General features: G+C 39.2%; 18 protein-coding genes. 4 read left to right on the plus strand and 14 right to left on the minus strand.

Features of this window, described 5'->3' with window-relative positions:
* Window positions 1-7 precede the first annotated feature (7 nt).
* The 8 genes from NST66_RS12305 to NST66_RS12340 form a co-directional block, all read right to left on the minus strand.
* Window positions 8-1,198 (minus strand): iron-containing alcohol dehydrogenase, encoded by a 1,191-nt coding sequence (locus tag NST66_RS12305; RefSeq protein WP_155008053.1) that lies wholly within the window; start codon window positions 1,196-1,198, stop codon window positions 8-10.
* 245 nt (window positions 1,199-1,443) lie between these two features.
* Window positions 1,444-2,592: an ABC transporter permease gene (locus NST66_RS12310; protein ID WP_155008052.1), complete on the minus strand. Its 1,149-nt coding sequence runs from the start codon at window positions 2,590-2,592 to the stop codon at window positions 1,444-1,446.
* A 1-nt stretch (window position 2,593) separates the two neighbouring features.
* The gene (locus tag NST66_RS12315) at window positions 2,594-3,700 is read right to left on the minus strand and encodes an ABC transporter permease (RefSeq protein WP_155008051.1); all 1,107 of its coding nucleotides are present in this window, start codon (window positions 3,698-3,700) and stop codon (window positions 2,594-2,596) included.
* A gap of 19 nt (window positions 3,701-3,719) precedes the next feature.
* Entirely contained in the window at window positions 3,720-4,658 is a 939-nt protein-coding gene (locus tag NST66_RS12320; RefSeq protein ID WP_028413090.1) for an ABC transporter ATP-binding protein, read from the minus strand.
* A gap of 101 nt (window positions 4,659-4,759) precedes the next feature.
* Window positions 4,760-5,878 (minus strand): sensor histidine kinase, encoded by a 1,119-nt coding sequence (locus tag NST66_RS12325; protein ID WP_048019178.1) that lies wholly within the window; start codon window positions 5,876-5,878, stop codon window positions 4,760-4,762.
* A gap of 4 nt (window positions 5,879-5,882) precedes the next feature.
* Window positions 5,883-6,521: a response regulator gene (locus NST66_RS12330; RefSeq protein ID WP_028408271.1), complete on the minus strand. Its 639-nt coding sequence runs from the start codon at window positions 6,519-6,521 to the stop codon at window positions 5,883-5,885.
* A gap of 167 nt (window positions 6,522-6,688) precedes the next feature.
* Window positions 6,689-7,924 carry a Zn-dependent hydrolase gene (locus NST66_RS12335; RefSeq protein ID WP_340843397.1) on the minus strand — a complete coding sequence of 412 codons (1,236 nt, stop codon included), beginning with the start codon at window positions 7,922-7,924 and terminating at the stop codon, window positions 6,689-6,691.
* A 299-nt stretch (window positions 7,925-8,223) separates the two neighbouring features.
* Window positions 8,224-8,346 (minus strand): hypothetical protein, encoded by a 123-nt coding sequence (locus NST66_RS12340; RefSeq protein ID WP_013057357.1) that lies wholly within the window; start codon window positions 8,344-8,346, stop codon window positions 8,224-8,226.
* Window positions 8,347-8,638: 292 nt separating this feature from the next.
* Here NST66_RS12340 and NST66_RS12345 point away from each other — a divergent pair, with 292 nt between their 5' ends.
* Entirely contained in the window at window positions 8,639-9,175 is a 537-nt protein-coding gene (locus NST66_RS12345; protein ID WP_014459798.1) for an IseA DL-endopeptidase inhibitor family protein, read from the plus strand.
* Window positions 9,176-9,329: 154 nt separating this feature from the next.
* A complete protein-coding gene (locus tag NST66_RS12350) occupies window positions 9,330-10,916 on the plus strand; it encodes a glycosyltransferase family 39 protein (RefSeq protein ID WP_028413088.1) in 1,587 nt (528 codons plus the stop codon).
* A gap of 40 nt (window positions 10,917-10,956) precedes the next feature.
* Here the strand turns inward: NST66_RS12350 and NST66_RS12355 are convergent, their stop codons facing one another.
* Window positions 10,957-11,370: a GNAT family N-acetyltransferase gene (locus NST66_RS12355; RefSeq protein ID WP_033579196.1), complete on the minus strand. Its 414-nt coding sequence runs from the start codon at window positions 11,368-11,370 to the stop codon at window positions 10,957-10,959.
* A gap of 131 nt (window positions 11,371-11,501) precedes the next feature.
* The gene (locus NST66_RS12360) at window positions 11,502-11,699 is read right to left on the minus strand and encodes a hypothetical protein (protein ID WP_014459795.1); all 198 of its coding nucleotides are present in this window, start codon (window positions 11,697-11,699) and stop codon (window positions 11,502-11,504) included.
* A gap of 92 nt (window positions 11,700-11,791) precedes the next feature.
* On the opposite strand from NST66_RS12360, the gene NST66_RS12365 reads away from it, so the two are divergent.
* A complete protein-coding gene (locus tag NST66_RS12365; protein WP_251440244.1) occupies window positions 11,792-12,709 on the plus strand; it encodes an aminoglycoside phosphotransferase family protein in 918 nt (305 codons plus the stop codon).
* A 17-nt stretch (window positions 12,710-12,726) separates the two neighbouring features.
* On the opposite strand, the gene NST66_RS12370 is transcribed toward NST66_RS12365, so the two are convergent.
* The 4 genes from NST66_RS12370 to NST66_RS12385 form a co-directional block, all read right to left on the minus strand.
* Window positions 12,727-13,722, minus strand: coding sequence for an LLM class flavin-dependent oxidoreductase (locus NST66_RS12370; protein ID WP_098113062.1), 996 nt, complete (start codon window positions 13,720-13,722; stop codon window positions 12,727-12,729).
* A 14-nt stretch (window positions 13,723-13,736) separates the two neighbouring features.
* The gene (locus tag NST66_RS12375; RefSeq protein ID WP_014459792.1) at window positions 13,737-14,021 is read right to left on the minus strand and encodes a DUF3219 family protein; all 285 of its coding nucleotides are present in this window, start codon (window positions 14,019-14,021) and stop codon (window positions 13,737-13,739) included.
* Between the two features lie 134 nt (window positions 14,022-14,155).
* Complete coding sequence (locus tag NST66_RS12380; RefSeq protein WP_014459791.1) at window positions 14,156-14,749, minus strand: DedA family protein; 594 nt, start codon at window positions 14,747-14,749, stop codon at window positions 14,156-14,158.
* Between the two features lie 94 nt (window positions 14,750-14,843).
* A complete protein-coding gene (locus tag NST66_RS12385) occupies window positions 14,844-15,563 on the minus strand; it encodes an endonuclease V (RefSeq protein WP_155008048.1) in 720 nt (239 codons plus the stop codon).
* A 268-nt stretch (window positions 15,564-15,831) separates the two neighbouring features.
* Here NST66_RS12385 and NST66_RS12390 point away from each other — a divergent pair, with 268 nt between their 5' ends.
* Window positions 15,832-16,704, plus strand: coding sequence for a glycerophosphodiester phosphodiesterase (locus NST66_RS12390; RefSeq protein ID WP_098626650.1), 873 nt, complete (start codon window positions 15,832-15,834; stop codon window positions 16,702-16,704).
* Window positions 16,705-16,725 lie beyond the last annotated feature (21 nt).

The following is a 16,725-nucleotide window of genomic DNA, read 5'->3' on the forward strand; positions in this document are numbered from 1 at the left end:
ATTTATCTTATTTCTTATAAAGTGCAGACTCAAACTCATATTCATAGGACGTGTAATACAGCTGGATAATTTCTTCTGCCGTCGGTACAACCGGATGGTTAGCAGGACTTCCGCTTTGAATCGCATCCGCTGCCATTTTTTCAACCGCCGCATAAAATAGCTGGCGATCAATGCCCCACGATTGAAGATTAGGAATCTCTAAGTCGATACAAAGCTGCTTGATGGCTTCAATTAACACATCTGCTCCTTCTTTTTTTGTATATGATACGTTCGGAAAAAGAGCTTGTCCTATTTCACCTAAACGATCGATTGAAGCCTCTTTTGTATAGTCCAAAACCGCAGGCAGGAGCATCGCGTTAGAAATACCGTGCGGCACATGGAATAACGCGCCAATAGGTCGTGACATACCGTGCACTAGAGCAACGGATGAATTTGAAAACGCCATCCCCGCAAGCATAGAAGCATAGGCCATTTCGTTTCTTGCTTGAACATTTTCTCCATTTCTGTACACAAGACGAATATTTTTCATAATTAACTCAATTGCTTGAAGCGCAAGTGAATCCGTAAAAGGATGTGCTTTTTTAGACAAATACGCTTCGACCGCATGACTGAGTGCATCAATTCCTGTAGCTGCCGTTACGTGTTTTGGACATGATAGAGTTAATAACGGATCAACAATGGCTGTATCAGGCAATAATTGAGGCCTTGCGAGCATCATTTTTACATCGTACGCCGTGTCTGTAATAACCGTCGCTTTCGTCACTTCTGAGCCCGTTCCAGCAGTCGTAGGCACGGCAACCAAAGGAAGAGGACTACCTTGAAAATCTTGTTGATTTTGAAAATACGTTCGTAGATGCCCTTCATTTGTCATCATAATGGCAACCGCTTTTCCAGTATCGATACAGCTGCCTCCCCCTAAGGCAATAACCACATCGCACTGCTCCGCTTTACATATGGCAAGCGCTTCATCTAGATGAATATCTGTCGGCTCTGAATTTACGCCTGTATACACGGCACAGTCCATGCCAGCCTCTGCTAAGTAACGACGACAAGTTTCTACATTGCCTGCTTTCGCCATAACGTCATCACTTATAAGCAATGCCTTTGTCCCAAGCAGTGCAGCTTGTTCTCCAATTTTAGAAAATGATCCTTCTCCATATAAAACCGTGCGTGGTACAAGTAGTTCATAAATTCCCACTGTTTTTCCCCCTTTGTTATCTCGCTGACAATCTCTCCTTCCGTCTTTTCATGCTGACTTATGTAAGCGATTTCATTTATTTGTGCAAAAAACCAACATGGACTTCGTTTTTCTCCCCTATTTATTCTCTTTTTGTATACCCCTTTCCTCTTTCATTCTAAAATTTCATCTTATATTTTTCAATCTTTTTTTGAAACTTTTTAAAAATTACAAAAAAAGCCAGAGGTATTCTCTGACTTTACCATTTAAATAAACTTTTGAACAGTATTATTTCGATTTAATTTATAAATCGATAGCAGAAAAAAAACGAGTGCAAAAGCTAGTAAAATGCTGATATTTAACCATAGGCTGCTTAATGCGGCTCCTTGTTGAACACTTTTCAACGTGCTTAATACCCACGTTTGAGGAAGAAAGTCGGCTATTTTCTGCATCACATCCGGCATAAATTCAGGAGGGAAAAAGCACCCTGACAGTAAACAAGTTGGCGTAATAATAAGCGTTTGAAGGCCGTTTGCCGCTTTTGAGCTTTCTGTAAAAGCAACGATTACAAGCGACAAGCCAATGGCTACTAGCCCAAACAAAACTAAAATAAAAAATAGCTGCCACACAGGAATGTTCATATCTACATGAAAAAGAGTCGTAATACAAACAAGTGTAATCATTACTTGCAAAGTTAATAAAATCATATTTGTCATAACATTAGATATCACGTATTGCCTTGCACTGACTGGCGAAGCTAGCAGTCTAAAATACGTGCGCTGCTCTTTTTCTTTTGTGATAAGAGCCGATAGATTTACGGCAGAAAAAAGCATAAACATAATTAAATACCCAATTGTCTGCTTGACAATGTTTTGATCGGTTCCTTTGTCTTTGAGTGCATGCGTAGAGACGTGGAATGGCGCTTTTTGATAACTCTCATACATTTGTTTAAACGCAGCGTCATTGCCGCCTGCTGCTTGATTAAGCGCAGAAACATTATCAATATATTGATACAAATAAGACTTAATAAAGACCGTTACTTCTGCTCCTTTTATCGAAGTAATCGTAATATGATCTGGTTTGTTCGCTTTGACGCTTTCAGAAAACCCTTTTTCAAAAGTAATAACAGCATCAACTTTCTTTGACGTAATCTCATGATCCACTTCTTTGGCCGTGAGCATTTTAACATTTGTTTTATGCAGTCCTTTTAAAAACTGAACGGTGTCTTTTGAGATATCCGTTGAGTCGTGATTGACAACTCCGATATTCACCGAAGTCCCTGCTGTATTTCCATAAATAAGAACGGACATCAAAATACCTGCAATAGGCAAACCAATAACAAGTACAAGCGTCCTTTTGTTTCTAAGCAGCATATTTCTCAGCATATTTGTGACAAGCCACATGATATTTTTCATGTTATAACCCCTCTCTTTTTCTCAAAAGCACAATGGCTGTGCCCAAGAATAAAATAGAGAAGCCTACATTCAACCCGATAACTGAAAGAGAAGCGCCGATATCATTTGTATAAATCAATTTAATAAGTCCATTATTCATCCAGGTTAAAGGTGATACATTGACGAAGCCTTCTCCAGATCCATTTTGAAAATAGGTTCCTCCCACAATACACGACACTTGAATCACAACCATAATAATTGCTCTTGACGCCGCTTCCGTCTTCGTAAGGTAGCTAACTCCTAGTCCAAAGCTAATGGCAAAAAGAATTTGAGATACTAACATTACGAGTACTAAGAGTAAATGATCTCCCCAATTCGCATCAAAAAAATATTTAGTCGACATAATGACGACTAATACACAAATGGCGTGAACCAAAACAGTGCCTAAAATTTTCCCGACAAAAATTTCAGCGGTTTTAATCGGTGCGGCTACTAATCGAATTGCTGTATTTCGCATACGCTCTCCTCTAATTAAATAACTCGCTGAGATAGATCCGTACAAAACAATCATGGTGGTCATTGAAATAGCGTAGTAGTCTATTGAATTTGGCTGTTTTTGAGAATGAAGGGATGTTTCTTGAATATAGTCATGCTTAGACGCACGCAGCAGGTTCTCGACTTGCTGAGGATTTACTTTGGCCACTTCCATAGCCACGTTATACTTATCAACAAATGTACTTAACATACCTTGCACCACGTTAAATTCAATGCTGTTTTCTTCATTTCCGTAGAGATCAATGCCTCCGTCTTTCACTTCTACATAAGCTGTATACCGCTGCTCTTTTACTTCTTTTTTTCCATCCTGATCTTTTTTCAACGCTTTAAAGTGAATGCCCGATTTTTCTGCATGTGCAGCAAACTGCTTAAAAGCAGCAGATTCTTCATTACTTGTGTCGATTTTATAGAGAACATAGCTATCGTCTATCGTCATGTCGTTATTAAAGGCTTGAGACAAAGCTGTTCCTAAAATAAGGACAAGAGCTAGCGGAAAAAGAATCATAAAGATAAATGCACGCTTATCTCGCAGATCACTTTTCATTTCTTTCAAAGCAATTGCAATAATATTCATTCGTTATTCCTCCTTTCTTTTATAAATCTCTTAGACTGCGTCCTGTGAGCGTCAGAAAGACCGTCTCTAAATTAGGGGCTTGTTCTTTAACTGCTTTAATTTCGATATGATGCGTCATTAAATAATGAATGACCTTGTTTAAGTTATTCACTTCGGCGCTTGAATTAATTTTAATGATTCCATCTTCATAGGTAACGGCTGTTACGCCTGGAATTTCCTTTAGACCGCTGCAATCTATATCGTCTGCTTCTTTTACTTCAATCCAAATATCTTTTGTATCGGTGATAATCGCTTTCAGCTGCTCTTTTGTTCCTTCAGCAATAATTTTGCCGTGATCAATAATTGCAATTTTTGTACATACCTCTTCTACTTCTTCCATATAGTGACTCGTATAAATGATTGTGCTTCCCATTTCATTTAGCTTTTTTACAGATGTTAAAATATAATTTCGCGACTGAGGATCAATGCCAACCGTCGGTTCATCCATAATGATCAGCTTAGGGCGATGAGCAATTGCGCATGCGATATTTAACCTTCTTTTCATTCCTCCTGAAAAGCTTTTCGGATACGCCTTTTGTTTATCTAAAAGCCCTACAAACGCTAAAGCTTCTTCGACTCGTTCGCTAAGAAGTGATCCTCTTAATCCGTAGAGTCCTGCAAAAAACTTCACATTTTCATAGGCTGTCAAATCTTCATAAATCGCTAAGTCCTGCGGAACAATTCCGATGTTCATCTTTGCGAAATTTCGGTGTTTCTTTATATTTTTCCCAAGTACTTCAATATCGCCGCTGTTGCTTTGAAGAAGACTAGCTACCATATGAATCGTTGTGCTTTTTCCTGCTCCGTTTGTTCCTAAAAATCCAAATATATCTCCTTCTTCTACTTGTAAAGATAAATTATCTACCGCAATAAAATCTCCAAATTTCTTTGTTAATTTTTGAATGGATAATACGTTCATCATTTCACCTCTAGTGTGTTGGTATATCCTTATTTTATGAAAAAAAGGCAAACTTACGTCAGTGCATAAGTTCACCTTTTCCCCATGAGAAATCTCATTATTTACGTATGAAGTTTCTCACCTATCGGCAGCAGTGTGGTAACAGAAAATCCGTTTGCTCCGTCAACAATCACCGTTCCGTTAATGGAAGCAGCGCGCTCTTCCATTCCTGCTATGCCAAGTCCTTTTTGAAACAAGTGAGCGCCTTTTCCATTGTCTTTGACTTCTACTTTCACCATTTTATTTAGTACGTGAAGCTCAATGGCAATCATCGTTGCTTCTGCATATTTTAAAGCGTTTGTAATAGCTTCTGTTATATTTTCATGAATAATTTTCCACTGAAGAGGCGTGATAAGATCTAAATTCCCTTTGTATACAAGAGGCATTGCGATACTATGCTTAGCCTCAAATTCACCAATAAATAATTTAAGACGGCTGATTCCTATTTGCTCAGCGGGAGGCTTTATACTTTTTAACGTTAACCTAATTTCTTCAATGCCTTCTTTCGAAATCGTAATCGCATTTTGAAGAAGAGACAGCGCTTTTTCCTCGTCTTGCTTCATTACGTGCTTTGCTGCCTCCATTTGAATAAGTGCTCCTGTCATTGAATGACCAATCTTATCATGAATTTCCTGCGATAGTCGATTTCGCTCTTCTAATTTTGAAGCATATTGAGACTGTCTCACATACTCTTTATTTTCATTCACGTGCTTTTGCAGCTTTTGCATACTTACTCTCATTTCATCAAGCTTTTGTTCATAATTGTTTGTCCGCTTTTGATAGATAGCTGCTCCTGTGTAAATAAAAAAAGTAAACGCAGCGACTAAAACATACAGAGCTCTAATATCAGAGGGAACTAGCAGCACTGGAAGCAATACAAGCAGCACCATCCATTTTTTTACGATTGATTCTCCAATAAGCTCACAAAGGTTTAGCGGCAAAAGAAGAAAAAACAAAGGATGAAGTTGATACGCACAATATAGAATAAGGACAATTGAAAAAGCAATAAGCATGCGCTTGAACGCGCTCTTTTTCACAATAGACGCGGCGATATTAACACAGCTGTAAAGAAGCAGTGCTAACACAATAGCTGAAATCGAGTGTACATAATTAAACTGAATGTACGTAATAGCCAAAAACAGCATGAGGATGAGCTTGGTCATCATTAATCCGACTTCCATAGTTCTACTTCCCTTTACCGGTTAAATAGTAAATAGCAATTTGAGTACGGTGCTCAAGTCCCGTTTTACTTAAAATCGAACTAATATAGTTTGCTACGGTACCTTCTGAAATAAAAAGCGTTTTAGAAATTTCTTTATTTGAAAGCCCCTTGGCAATCAGCGTCATAATGCTCGTTTCACGCTCGGTAAACTGTGTCATATCCGCTTTGGACTCGCGCTCAGTTGCAGCGTTTAAACTCGATTTGATTTTATCAAGCACAACATCTTGCAGCACCGTATGTCCGTTGAACACGCTTTTGATTGCGTCTCGAATGCGCTCTGGCTCTGTATTTTTTAACAAGTAGCCTTTAGCTCCGTTTTTTACAGCATCAATAATATATTCATCGTCATCAAACGTAGTTAAAATAAGCGGCTTTGCTTTCGTTGACTCTGAAATAAGCTTTGTAGCCTCTACACCGTCCATAACAGGCATTCTTACATCTAACAATGCAATATCGACGGAGTGATTCTTGCAATATTGAACGGCTTCTTGACCATCTTTTAAAGTAGCGACAACGTCGAATTCCTCGTATGTATTTAATATAATTTTCATTCCTTCTCGAATAAACGAATTATCATCTGCAATAATAATAGTAATTTTCATTTCTGCAAGTGAGAAGATCTCACTTTTTTTCACATCCTTTTTTCACATCCATCTGGATGCTTCTCATTTATTGTAGCCATAATAAACCAAAAGTTCAATGCGATAGTTTGCAGTCTTTCTAAGCACTAAAAAAGAGCAAACCTCCGCAGGTTTACTCTTTCGTCCTGTTACTTCTGAGCTAACTTAATCACCGTCTCTAAAAGTACGTTTACACCTTTTTCGCATTCTTCCCAAGGAGTGAACTCTTCTTCACAATGACTTTTTCCGTTTACGCTCGGAATAAAAATCATAGCCGTCGGAATATAGCTAGCTAAAAACTGTGCGTCATGTCCAGCTCCGCTGACCATTCGCTTGTAGGAATACCCTAGCGAACGAACCGACTCTTCCACTTCATCACAAACCGTTTTATCAAACCACACGGTATCGCGTCCCCAAAGCTTGGTCACCCGCACTTCGCACCCTTCTAACAGCTCCGCTTGATCAGGCAGTGATTGAATAATTTTTTCCACGGATGCAATGACATCTTCATCCGTATGTCTCGCTTCAAGCGAAAAAATCACTTTATTTGGAATAACGGTATGAATATTAGGCAGTACGTTCATACGCCCCATTGTATAGACTAAATTTGAATCCAATCTGCCGAGCTCATGACGAGCTTCAGCAATCAGGTTATTAGTTGCAAATAGCGCATCTTTCCGCATATCCATCGGCGTCGTACCGGCGTGATCTGACTCCCCCGTAACTTCAATTTCATAGCATACCATTCCGAGCACGCACTCGACTACACCAATTGATTTGGCTTCTCTTTCTAAAATAGGCCCTTGCTCAATATGTAATTCTACAAATGCCGATGCTTCAGTAAGACGGTTACTTCTATCGCCTTCATATCCGCATGATTGAAGGGCTTGCTTAAACGTCACGCCGTCAACATCTGTCTTCTTCATCATAACGTCTTTTTGAAACTTGCCCGATAAAATACCTGAAGCCATCATAGAAGGCTCAAAACGCGCTCCTTCTTCATTCGTAAAGTTAACAATCATAATCGGCACCTTCGGCTTAATATTATGTTCAACCAGCGTCCTTACTAACTCTAACCCTGCAACTACACCGAGGATTCCATCAAACCTTCCGCCTTTTTTTACGGTGTCCATGTGTGAGCCAATCACAATAGGCGGCTTATCTTCTAGCCCTTCAAGCGTGGCGTAAATACATCCAAGGTCATCGATTTTAATATCCATTCCAAGATCCCGGCAGCATGAGCAAAAATAATCTCGTGCTAGGCGATCTTCTTCTGACAGCGCTAGGCGGGTTACACCGTTATTAGGTGTTCGTCCATAATCGGCAAATCGTTCAAGCGTATTTTTTAACCTTTCTCCATTCACTGCTACTTTTTGTCGTTGCAACTCAACCACTCTCCTCATTATTTGGTTATAAAGTGCGTCTAAGATGCTGTGTTAATGAATATCATTCATTATGACATAAAATAGGCGATATCACTTGAAGTCTGTTAGAACCCCTTCCATTGTTTTTGTAATGAAAGTGCGCAGCTTGCCTTATGTATCTATTAGCTTCAAAACGTAAATTTCCTGCTTTTTTCTATGAATAATGCACGCGTTATTTATGCATTTTTATTATAAAAATAGCGATAGGTTTTTTTCAAAAAAAAGAGAATTAGTTATTATACTAACTCTCCTCTACACACTTACTTTTTATTTGCTTTCTTCGCAATCGCAATCATTGTAGCCAAAACACCAACTGTAATAATCACAATAGCAATTACGGCAGTGGTAATAATAATTCCTGATGTCACTTCTGAAACACCCATTAGTTTACGTTCTCCTTTTGTGCCTGACCTATTTATCTAAATCAGCATATTGATCGATTTATTCCTATTATATACGAACTTGTAAAGCGACGAAATATGTGACACATAATTGACATACTGTTTATATGTTTTCTTTTAATTCTACGTTTTATTTAAGAAAATACGGGAATAGTTCAAACATATATAAGAAATACTCTTTATTTCTTTAAAGAAGTATTGTAATATAAATGTAACAATTTTAATATTAACAGCATGAATGTTACATATATTTCAATGAATGAGTAGGAGGGAAATGGAAATGAAAAAATTTGGAATAATCTTAGCATCACTTGCTCTTTTCTTTTCACTAAGCACAGGAGTTACAGCTCAAGCAGCATCACAAAATCTATCAACGACTAATGCGGTAAAAATTGCAGCAAACGCAAGCAACCATTTCTGGAATGCACTTCATGGATCTAAAGGTAATTTATGTACTCAAAAAACATTTAATTATAAAGGCACTCAGTACTCATATCTTTGTCAAGATTTTAATACAAAAAGCAAACTAGTAAGCTACTTATCTGAAACGTTTACAAACAGTGCTATTCAAAAAGGATTAACAAATTATCGCTACATCACATATAATGGAAAGCTTGCTCGTCCTGTCGGTGACGGATTCAGCATGCTAGAGTGGAACAAAGCAAAAGCAAAACTAACTTATCAACGCGCCGATGTTCGCTCTTATCAATTTACGGTTCCAACAGTTGACGGAGGAAGTGTAAAACGCACCGTTACATTTTATAAATCTGGTTCACAGTGGAAAGTAAATAAGTTTGATGCTGTACTATAAGCAATATAAAAAACAAGGTCTTCTAAGGCCTTGTTTTTTTATGCTCTCTCTTCCGCTCTTTATTAAAGAAGTTTCACTTTATTTTCACCAACTCCCCTTATAGTATGGAGACACACTACTACTTATTCGATACATTGTCATCGGAGGATTTTATATGAACATACTACAAAAAAGAACGGCTTTTATCGTAACGGCAGCTTTTCTTTTAGCATTTGTTTTCAGTATCGTTTCACTATCACACTATAAAGGAGAAGAACATTTATTTTCAATTCAAGAAAGTCATCAGTTAAAAAAGATTACGAATGGTATATCTGCTCTTGATAATAACTCAAGAGATCATCGTCTTCCTTCAGGAAACGGTCCTGCTTCACCCAGCAATTCCGGAGAACACGTAACGCCTTTTCATAATCTATCTATGGATAACGGTGCCGGAAGTCAAGGAGCTAATAAAGACTATGAAACGCCGCTAGCTCTTTATACGGTGGGCTTTTTTATAGCAGCAGCTTTCGTTTACGGATTAGTAAAGAAAAAGAAATGGCATCATTCGATAGGGCATTCTCGCGTTATTTTATGGTCATTACTTGGCACTGGTTTATTTATTCGGATTGCACTGATTCCGTGGGTAGGCTCTCATATGGATGCGTCGCTTTTCAAAAACTGGGCATCGGTTGCGGCTAATCATTTTTCAAATTTCTACGCTAAAAGCGGAAGCGATTATCCGCCGTTTTATATTTATATCTTGTTTATCGTTGGGAAAGTTGGCAGTTTACCGGATTTTCAGCAGTATTTTTCGCTGTTGATTAAAATTCCGCCTATTTTAGCAGATGTCGTCACATCTTATTTACTCTATCGTTTAGCTCGTAAATACTTGGCACCTTCTTTTGCCTATCTGTTAGCAATTGGGTATTTATTTAATCCGGCCATTTTAGTTAATTCAACGTTTTGGGGACAAGTGGATTCATTTTTCACTTTACTTATTGTCCTAGCCATTGTAATGATTACGGAAAAACGAATTTACGCGTCGGCCGTTATTTTTACAGCAGCGGTCTTAATGAAGCCGCAGGCGATTATTATCCTGCCTATTTTGTTTTTCGAGCTCATTCGCCTGAAGCAAGTTAAGCATTTCTTCGGCATTGCTTTAACGGCGGCTTTCACTGCTGGGGTGATTTTATTGCCTTTTTCAGTCGGAAAAAGTCCAACGTGGATTATTGATTTATTTTCATCCACCATTGGAGAGTACCCGTATGCTTCTGTTAACGCCTACAACTTTTATAGTTTAATAGGCGCAAACTATAAAGACAGCTCTGCAACGCTGCTGTTTTTCAGCTATCATACGTGGGGACTTATTTTTATCGTCGCGACAACTATTTTTTCTTGGCTTATTTATATAAAAGGACGGAGCTTTAAATACGCCGCTCTTGCAGCGCTTATTCAAATTTCAGGGGTATTTACGTTTTCTTCAAGCATGCATGAACGCTACTTATTTCCAGCAGCAGCGCTTGCTTTAGTGGCTTATATTTATTTAAAAGACAAAAACTTGCTTTACTTATCCCTTGGATTTAGCATCAGTATTTTTATGAACACTTTTTTTGTTTTATACGGCGACAGTAATATGCAAAACAGCACGTCATACCCGTTTTCTATGTTTGCTACGTCGATGCTAAACGTCTTGCTTGTTGTTTATTTAGTAAAAGTTGCTTGGAATTTAGTCCAAAAAAGTACGGTTTTAAAAACGGCATAATACAAAAAGCTCAGTGAGTATGATTGATCACTGAGCTTTTTTACATAACAAGCGACATGCCTGGCGCGTCTTCTTCTCTTTCTTGAAATCCTAATTTTTTATAAAAATGATGCTTTCCTTTTGCTGCAAACAGCTGAATCGATTCAATTCCGCTTTCTTGGCATTTCGTCAACAGCTCTTGAATAATTTGCTTTCCAAGTCCTTTGTTTTGGTACGAGGGATCAACCATCACGTCGCAAATAAGCGCTTGGTAAATTCCGTCTGAAATCATACGACCGAATGCAATCAATTGTTCATTATCATAAATACCGACTCTAAACCAGCTGTTGGCTGCCGCTTCAAACAGCTGTTCTTTTGTATAATTGCCTTTTTTACTTTTATGTAATCCGCTCGCTTCATGCAAAGCAGCAAACTGCTCAAATAACGGAACCTCTTTTTTTATTACGTAAGACACGTTCATTCTCCTCTCAATACCGTTGCTTTCTATATTATATTTATACATCAAAAAGAATAATAATTCAACATTTTTATCTAGTTATCTTGTTACCCTTTCTCCAAATAAAAAAACTGCCAAACGGCAGTTTTTTAGGCTTGTGCTGATTTTTTTCGTTTTTTAAGATCAATTCCTGCAATAATAAGCAAAATGATTCCAAGAGCGATCATGATTTTACTCACTGTTTCTACCCACTCAGGTGCGCTTCCAGCAAGTAAAAGTGAAAATCCAATGATATAAATAGGAAACCCAACGAGAGCCCAAGGGGATTTCACCTTCTTTTTCTTCATATGTACGATCTCCTCTTTCTTTACAGATTCTATGTAGGCTGTATATGATGAGTTTATCAGAAAAATTTGGAAACGACAAAGGAGATAAACGCATGCATACGTTGCCTCAAACATTTTGTGATACAATTACTCACCTTTACCCTCATAAAAGCCAAAAGTGGCTCGCTGACTTCCCTCAGCTGATTCGCTACTGCGAACAGCGCTGGGGTATCACCATTCACAGTCACTTTCCCCTTTCTTACCACTTTGTTGCTCCTGCGCGCAAAGCAGATGAAAGCGAACTAGTTGTCAAATTTTTTGTAGAGCCTTCAGAGCTGCTTCATGAGCAAGAAGCACTGACAGCACTAGCTGGTGAGAACACGGTAAAAATAGTGGACAGTGATGCTAAAAAAGGTATTTTACTGGTTGAAAAGCTATCTCCCGGATGCCCGCTTTCCTCTTTATCAACTAAAGAAGAAGCTGCGTTAATCGCTGCTGGGCTCATGAAATCTCTGTGGCGCATGCCTCAATCAGACTCCACTATCGAAGAAACAGCCGTTAAAAGAGAGAAGCAGCTTCGAGAGTATACACAAATGTATCCAAGCGGCATTGATTTTCTTTCTTCTGAAACGCTTCAACACGCACTTGCCGTTTTCTCTGAATTAAACCGCACTTCTCAGCAGCTTTTTTTGCTTCACGGAGACTTGCATCATGATAACATCTTACAGTCTGGTGAAGCATGGAAAATAATTGACCCAAAAGGGTTAATTGGAGAAAAAGAGTACGAAATCATCCCTTTTCTTTTAAATCATTTACCTAAGACAAACGTGGCAGAGACAATTGACCATCGAATCAATATATTTGTAAAAGAACTGAACGTAAGTAAAAAACGCATTTTACTGTGGGGATATGCTCATTCTGTACTAGCCACGTGCTGGTTAATAGAGGACCGCCAAAACACCGCTTCTTTTTTACGTGCTATAAAAGCATTTCAGCACTTATTTGAGTACTATTACGGGCATAAAAAATAAGAGCCGACATTTGGCTCTTATTTTTTGCATTTCTCTGCGACAAGCTCATATGATTTTAATCGGTCAGCCGGATCATGCGTAATGGTGACAAGCATGAGTTCATCCGCTCCGTAGCGTGCTTGAACTTCTTGAAGACGGACGTGTACTTCTTCCGGGTTTCCGATAATCATAGCTTCTTTCATCTTCTTCATTTTTTTCTCTTCTTCTTCTGTAAGCGGATAGCTGGCCGCTTCTTCAATAGAAGGCACGCCTTTTGCTTCCATTTTATCCTGCTGAATTTTCCATAGAAGTGAGCTCGTTGCGATGCGATGCGCTTGCTCGGTTGTTTCAGCGCAAATGACCGATACAGTGACAATCGCATAGGGCTGATTCCCGCTCCGTCTTGGCTGAAAAGCCTGCTTGTACTGATCAATAATAGCTGAACCGTCTTGTTCACTCATAAACTGTCCAAACGTATAGGCCATTCCGTTTCTAGCAGCGAGCTCGGCACTTTTTTTACTTGTGCCAAGCAGCCACGGTTCTGGAGAGACAGGTGGAAGCGGCGAAGCTGAAAGCTTGGCGTATTCATGTTCAGCCGGAAATTTATCGTCTAAAAACTGCAGAAGCTCTTCAACAAGTTCAGGCATTTTAAATACTTGCTGCAAGAAGTTATCCGACAGCGCATTTGTTGCTTCAGCCGATCCACCCGGCGCGCGCCCAATCCCTAAATCAACGCGCCCTGGAAACAGCGTTGCGAGCATGTTATACGTTTCCGCTACTTTATACGGCTTGTAGTGAGGCAGCAGCACCGCTCCCGATCCAATTCGAATTCTATTAGTTTGTGCGCCGATATAGCCAAGCATCACTTCAGGAGCCGAACAGGCAAGTCCAGACAAATCATGGTGCTCTGCAATCCAGTAGCGCTCATAGCCAAGCTTGTCACCAGCCTTGGCCAGCTGCATCGATGCTTCTAACGCTTCCGCTGGGGTCTGATGGGATGAAACGGGCGATTGGTCAAGTATACTTACTTTCATCACGCATCTGCTCCTTATTCGTTCACTTCAATTAAACTTAATGAAAAATCCCCTACCTGGCCTTTTTCATATAAATTTGTAAAAGACGTAGAGTACTGATGAATCGTTCCTTGGAAATCCAGATCTTCTTCTGGGACATTTACATGAAAAGTACCTTTATATAAAAGTGTAGTAATATCATGATATTCCTCACTTGTTACCTTAAAATCAACTGAAACTTTTGTTTTGCCTTTTACAATTTCTTGTTCATAGCTGTAAATTTGAATAGGCGTATCATTTAATACAATTTCTTGTACCACGTTAAATCGTCTCCTTTTTTAGTGCGTATGAAAAATAATAGCACTTGAAGAAGTCATGAGCAAATAAAAGAGCTTCTGGTTGCGCATGCAAAAAAAGCATGGCTTTTCGCCATGCTTGTAGTCCAAAAACGATCTTATACGCGCTTTGTACGCGTGCGTTTGAATACGAAATAAAGAACAATAATCACAAATGCCGCAACTACAAACGGAAGCGTATATTTGCTTGCTACGTCTTCAATGTTCGCCCAGTTCTCGCCTAGCTTTCCGCCTAAGTAAATAAATAAAATCGACCAAGGAATCATCGCTAACACGGTTAAAGACGTAAACTTCCAAAACGGCATTTTAGCAATACCTGCAGGGATCGAAATCGCGTGTCGAACAACCGGGACAAAACGAGCGGAGAAAACCACGCCCGCGCCGTATTTATTAAACCAGTTTTCCGCAAGGTCGATATGCTTATCATGAATAAATAAGTACTTGCCGTATTTTTGAAGAAACGGACGTCCTCCGTAGGCTCCAATCCAATATAAAAACCACTGTGCAATCGTTCCGCCAATAATTCCGGCAATGACTGCTCCTGGAAAACTAATCATGCCTTGAGAAATCATATACCCCCCGTAGGCTAGTACAATTTCACTTGGAATGATTTCAATCATTAAGCCGAGCGCAATACCTAAATAGCCAAGGCTCGTTAAAAAATCCAAAATACTCGTAATAAATGAACTCACCTTTAATCACCTTACTCATTCTTTAATAATTTTACACTACTACTATATTCCAACCATCAGTATAAAAGGAAACTATGAACTCATTATGAACAGCTTACTTCCCCGTTGACTGCCGGTACCTTTTCCGCAGCTCATGCGTATGCAGATCCGCTAGGCGGACCGGAATCGGAAGCTTACTTTCTTTTGAAATAAAATGCATCATAAGCTGATATGACATGTCCAAATCAATATAGTTTCCGCACGACAGAAAAATAGGCTTTACCCCTTTGGCTGTCCTTACTACTCTACCATAAACTTCGCCATCAATCACAATATCTTCATAAGCGCCCTCTGTATCTTCAGGCATAATGTAATCATGTCCCTTGATCTTTAAATAGCTTTTCCCTATTCCAACGGTAGGTTTATTGAGAAAAAACGAAGCATGTGTGGCTACTCCCATGTGCTCATAGTGCAAATATCCGTTGCCATCAAATAAAAACACGTCGGGCTCTACCTGAAGTTTTTTAACCGCTTCAAGAATTAAAGGAAGCTCTCGAAAAGCTAGAAACCCAGGAAGATAAGGAACCGTTACTTCTCCTACACTGTGCACTTTTTCCACAACGTTTTTCGTCTGATAATCAACCACTACAATGCTGCACGCTCCGTGAGATATGCCGTTTTCTTCCCAGTACGCAACATCAACACCAGCACAGTTATGTATATGCGTCATTTTGACGCGTGATGTTAAATCAATTTGTGCTTTTAGCTTTTGCTGAAGCGTCCGGCACTCCTCTTTCGTTTGCATCGTAAACGCATGTATGTACTGAATATCCATGTTCCATTCCTTTCATTGACTGACTCACCTATTATACAACTATTTTCTAAGAAATTCCTATTCTTTTTTTCACACCTTCTATTATAGCGCTGTTTCCTTAACGTTTGATTAAAATCGCTATTCGTTTACGCATTTTTTGTAAACATCATCATGAAAAAATCCCTATTTTTCTTTACGAAATGTCAACGTTTTCTACACACTTCCTCTATATCAGCATCACATTTTTTCGTTACGCTATTTCTATACCAACGCATAGGAGAGAAATGTGATGAAAAAATATTTAGCTGGTTTAAGCGCCGTCGCCTTGTTATGCTGTTCAATCGCCTCTTCTGCTTTTGCACGCACGGAAGAAAAACTCACAAATATCGCGCACCGAGGAGCCTCTGCCTACGCACCTGAAAATACAATGGCTGCTTTTCACCAAGCGTTAGAAATGAATGCGGATTACATTGAACTTGACGTGCAGCAAAGCAAAGACGGTGTACTCGTTATTATGCATGACCGTACCGTAGACCGAACGACAAACGGAAGCGGACACATTCGAGAGTTAACGTACGCGGAGCTTCAGCGCTTGGACGCAGGAAGCTGGAAAGGGGATTCTTTTACGAATGAAAAAATTCCAACTCTTTCGCAAGTATTAGATGAATTTCAAGGAAAAATCGGTATATTAATAGAGTTAAAAGCGCCGGAACTTTATCCTGGAATTGAAAAAAAAGTAGCTTTTGAAATCAACAAGCGACAGCTCGATCACGTTATCATTCAGTCTTTTAACGTTTCATCCATGAAAAAAATGCATGAGCTTCTCCCAAACGTTCCTATAGGCATACTAACTTCTTCACAGCGAGACGCAAGCCCAAATTCAATCCAGCAATTCGCCGCTTTTGCCACTTACTTTAACCCGTCTTATGACATCCTAACGCCTGCTCTTATCCACCAAGTCCATTCTGCCGGAATGAAAATATCACCGTGGTCTGGAACCAAGCGGCTTCCCGCTTCATTTTTGTGGAAAACAAAAAGTGACGGAGTGATTACAAATTATCCTGATGAAGTGAATTGGGTGCAAACATCAACAAAAATAGGGAAAACCATTCACGCAAGCTCCGCGAGCCACACTGCTCGCTTAGTTGGTCTAGAAAAGTAATAGCAGCTTTCTTTAATAAAG

The organism is Priestia sp. FSL W8-0524 (assembly GCF_038005965.1).
Classification (GTDB): domain Bacteria; phylum Bacillota; class Bacilli; order Bacillales; family Bacillaceae_H; genus Priestia; species Priestia zanthoxyli.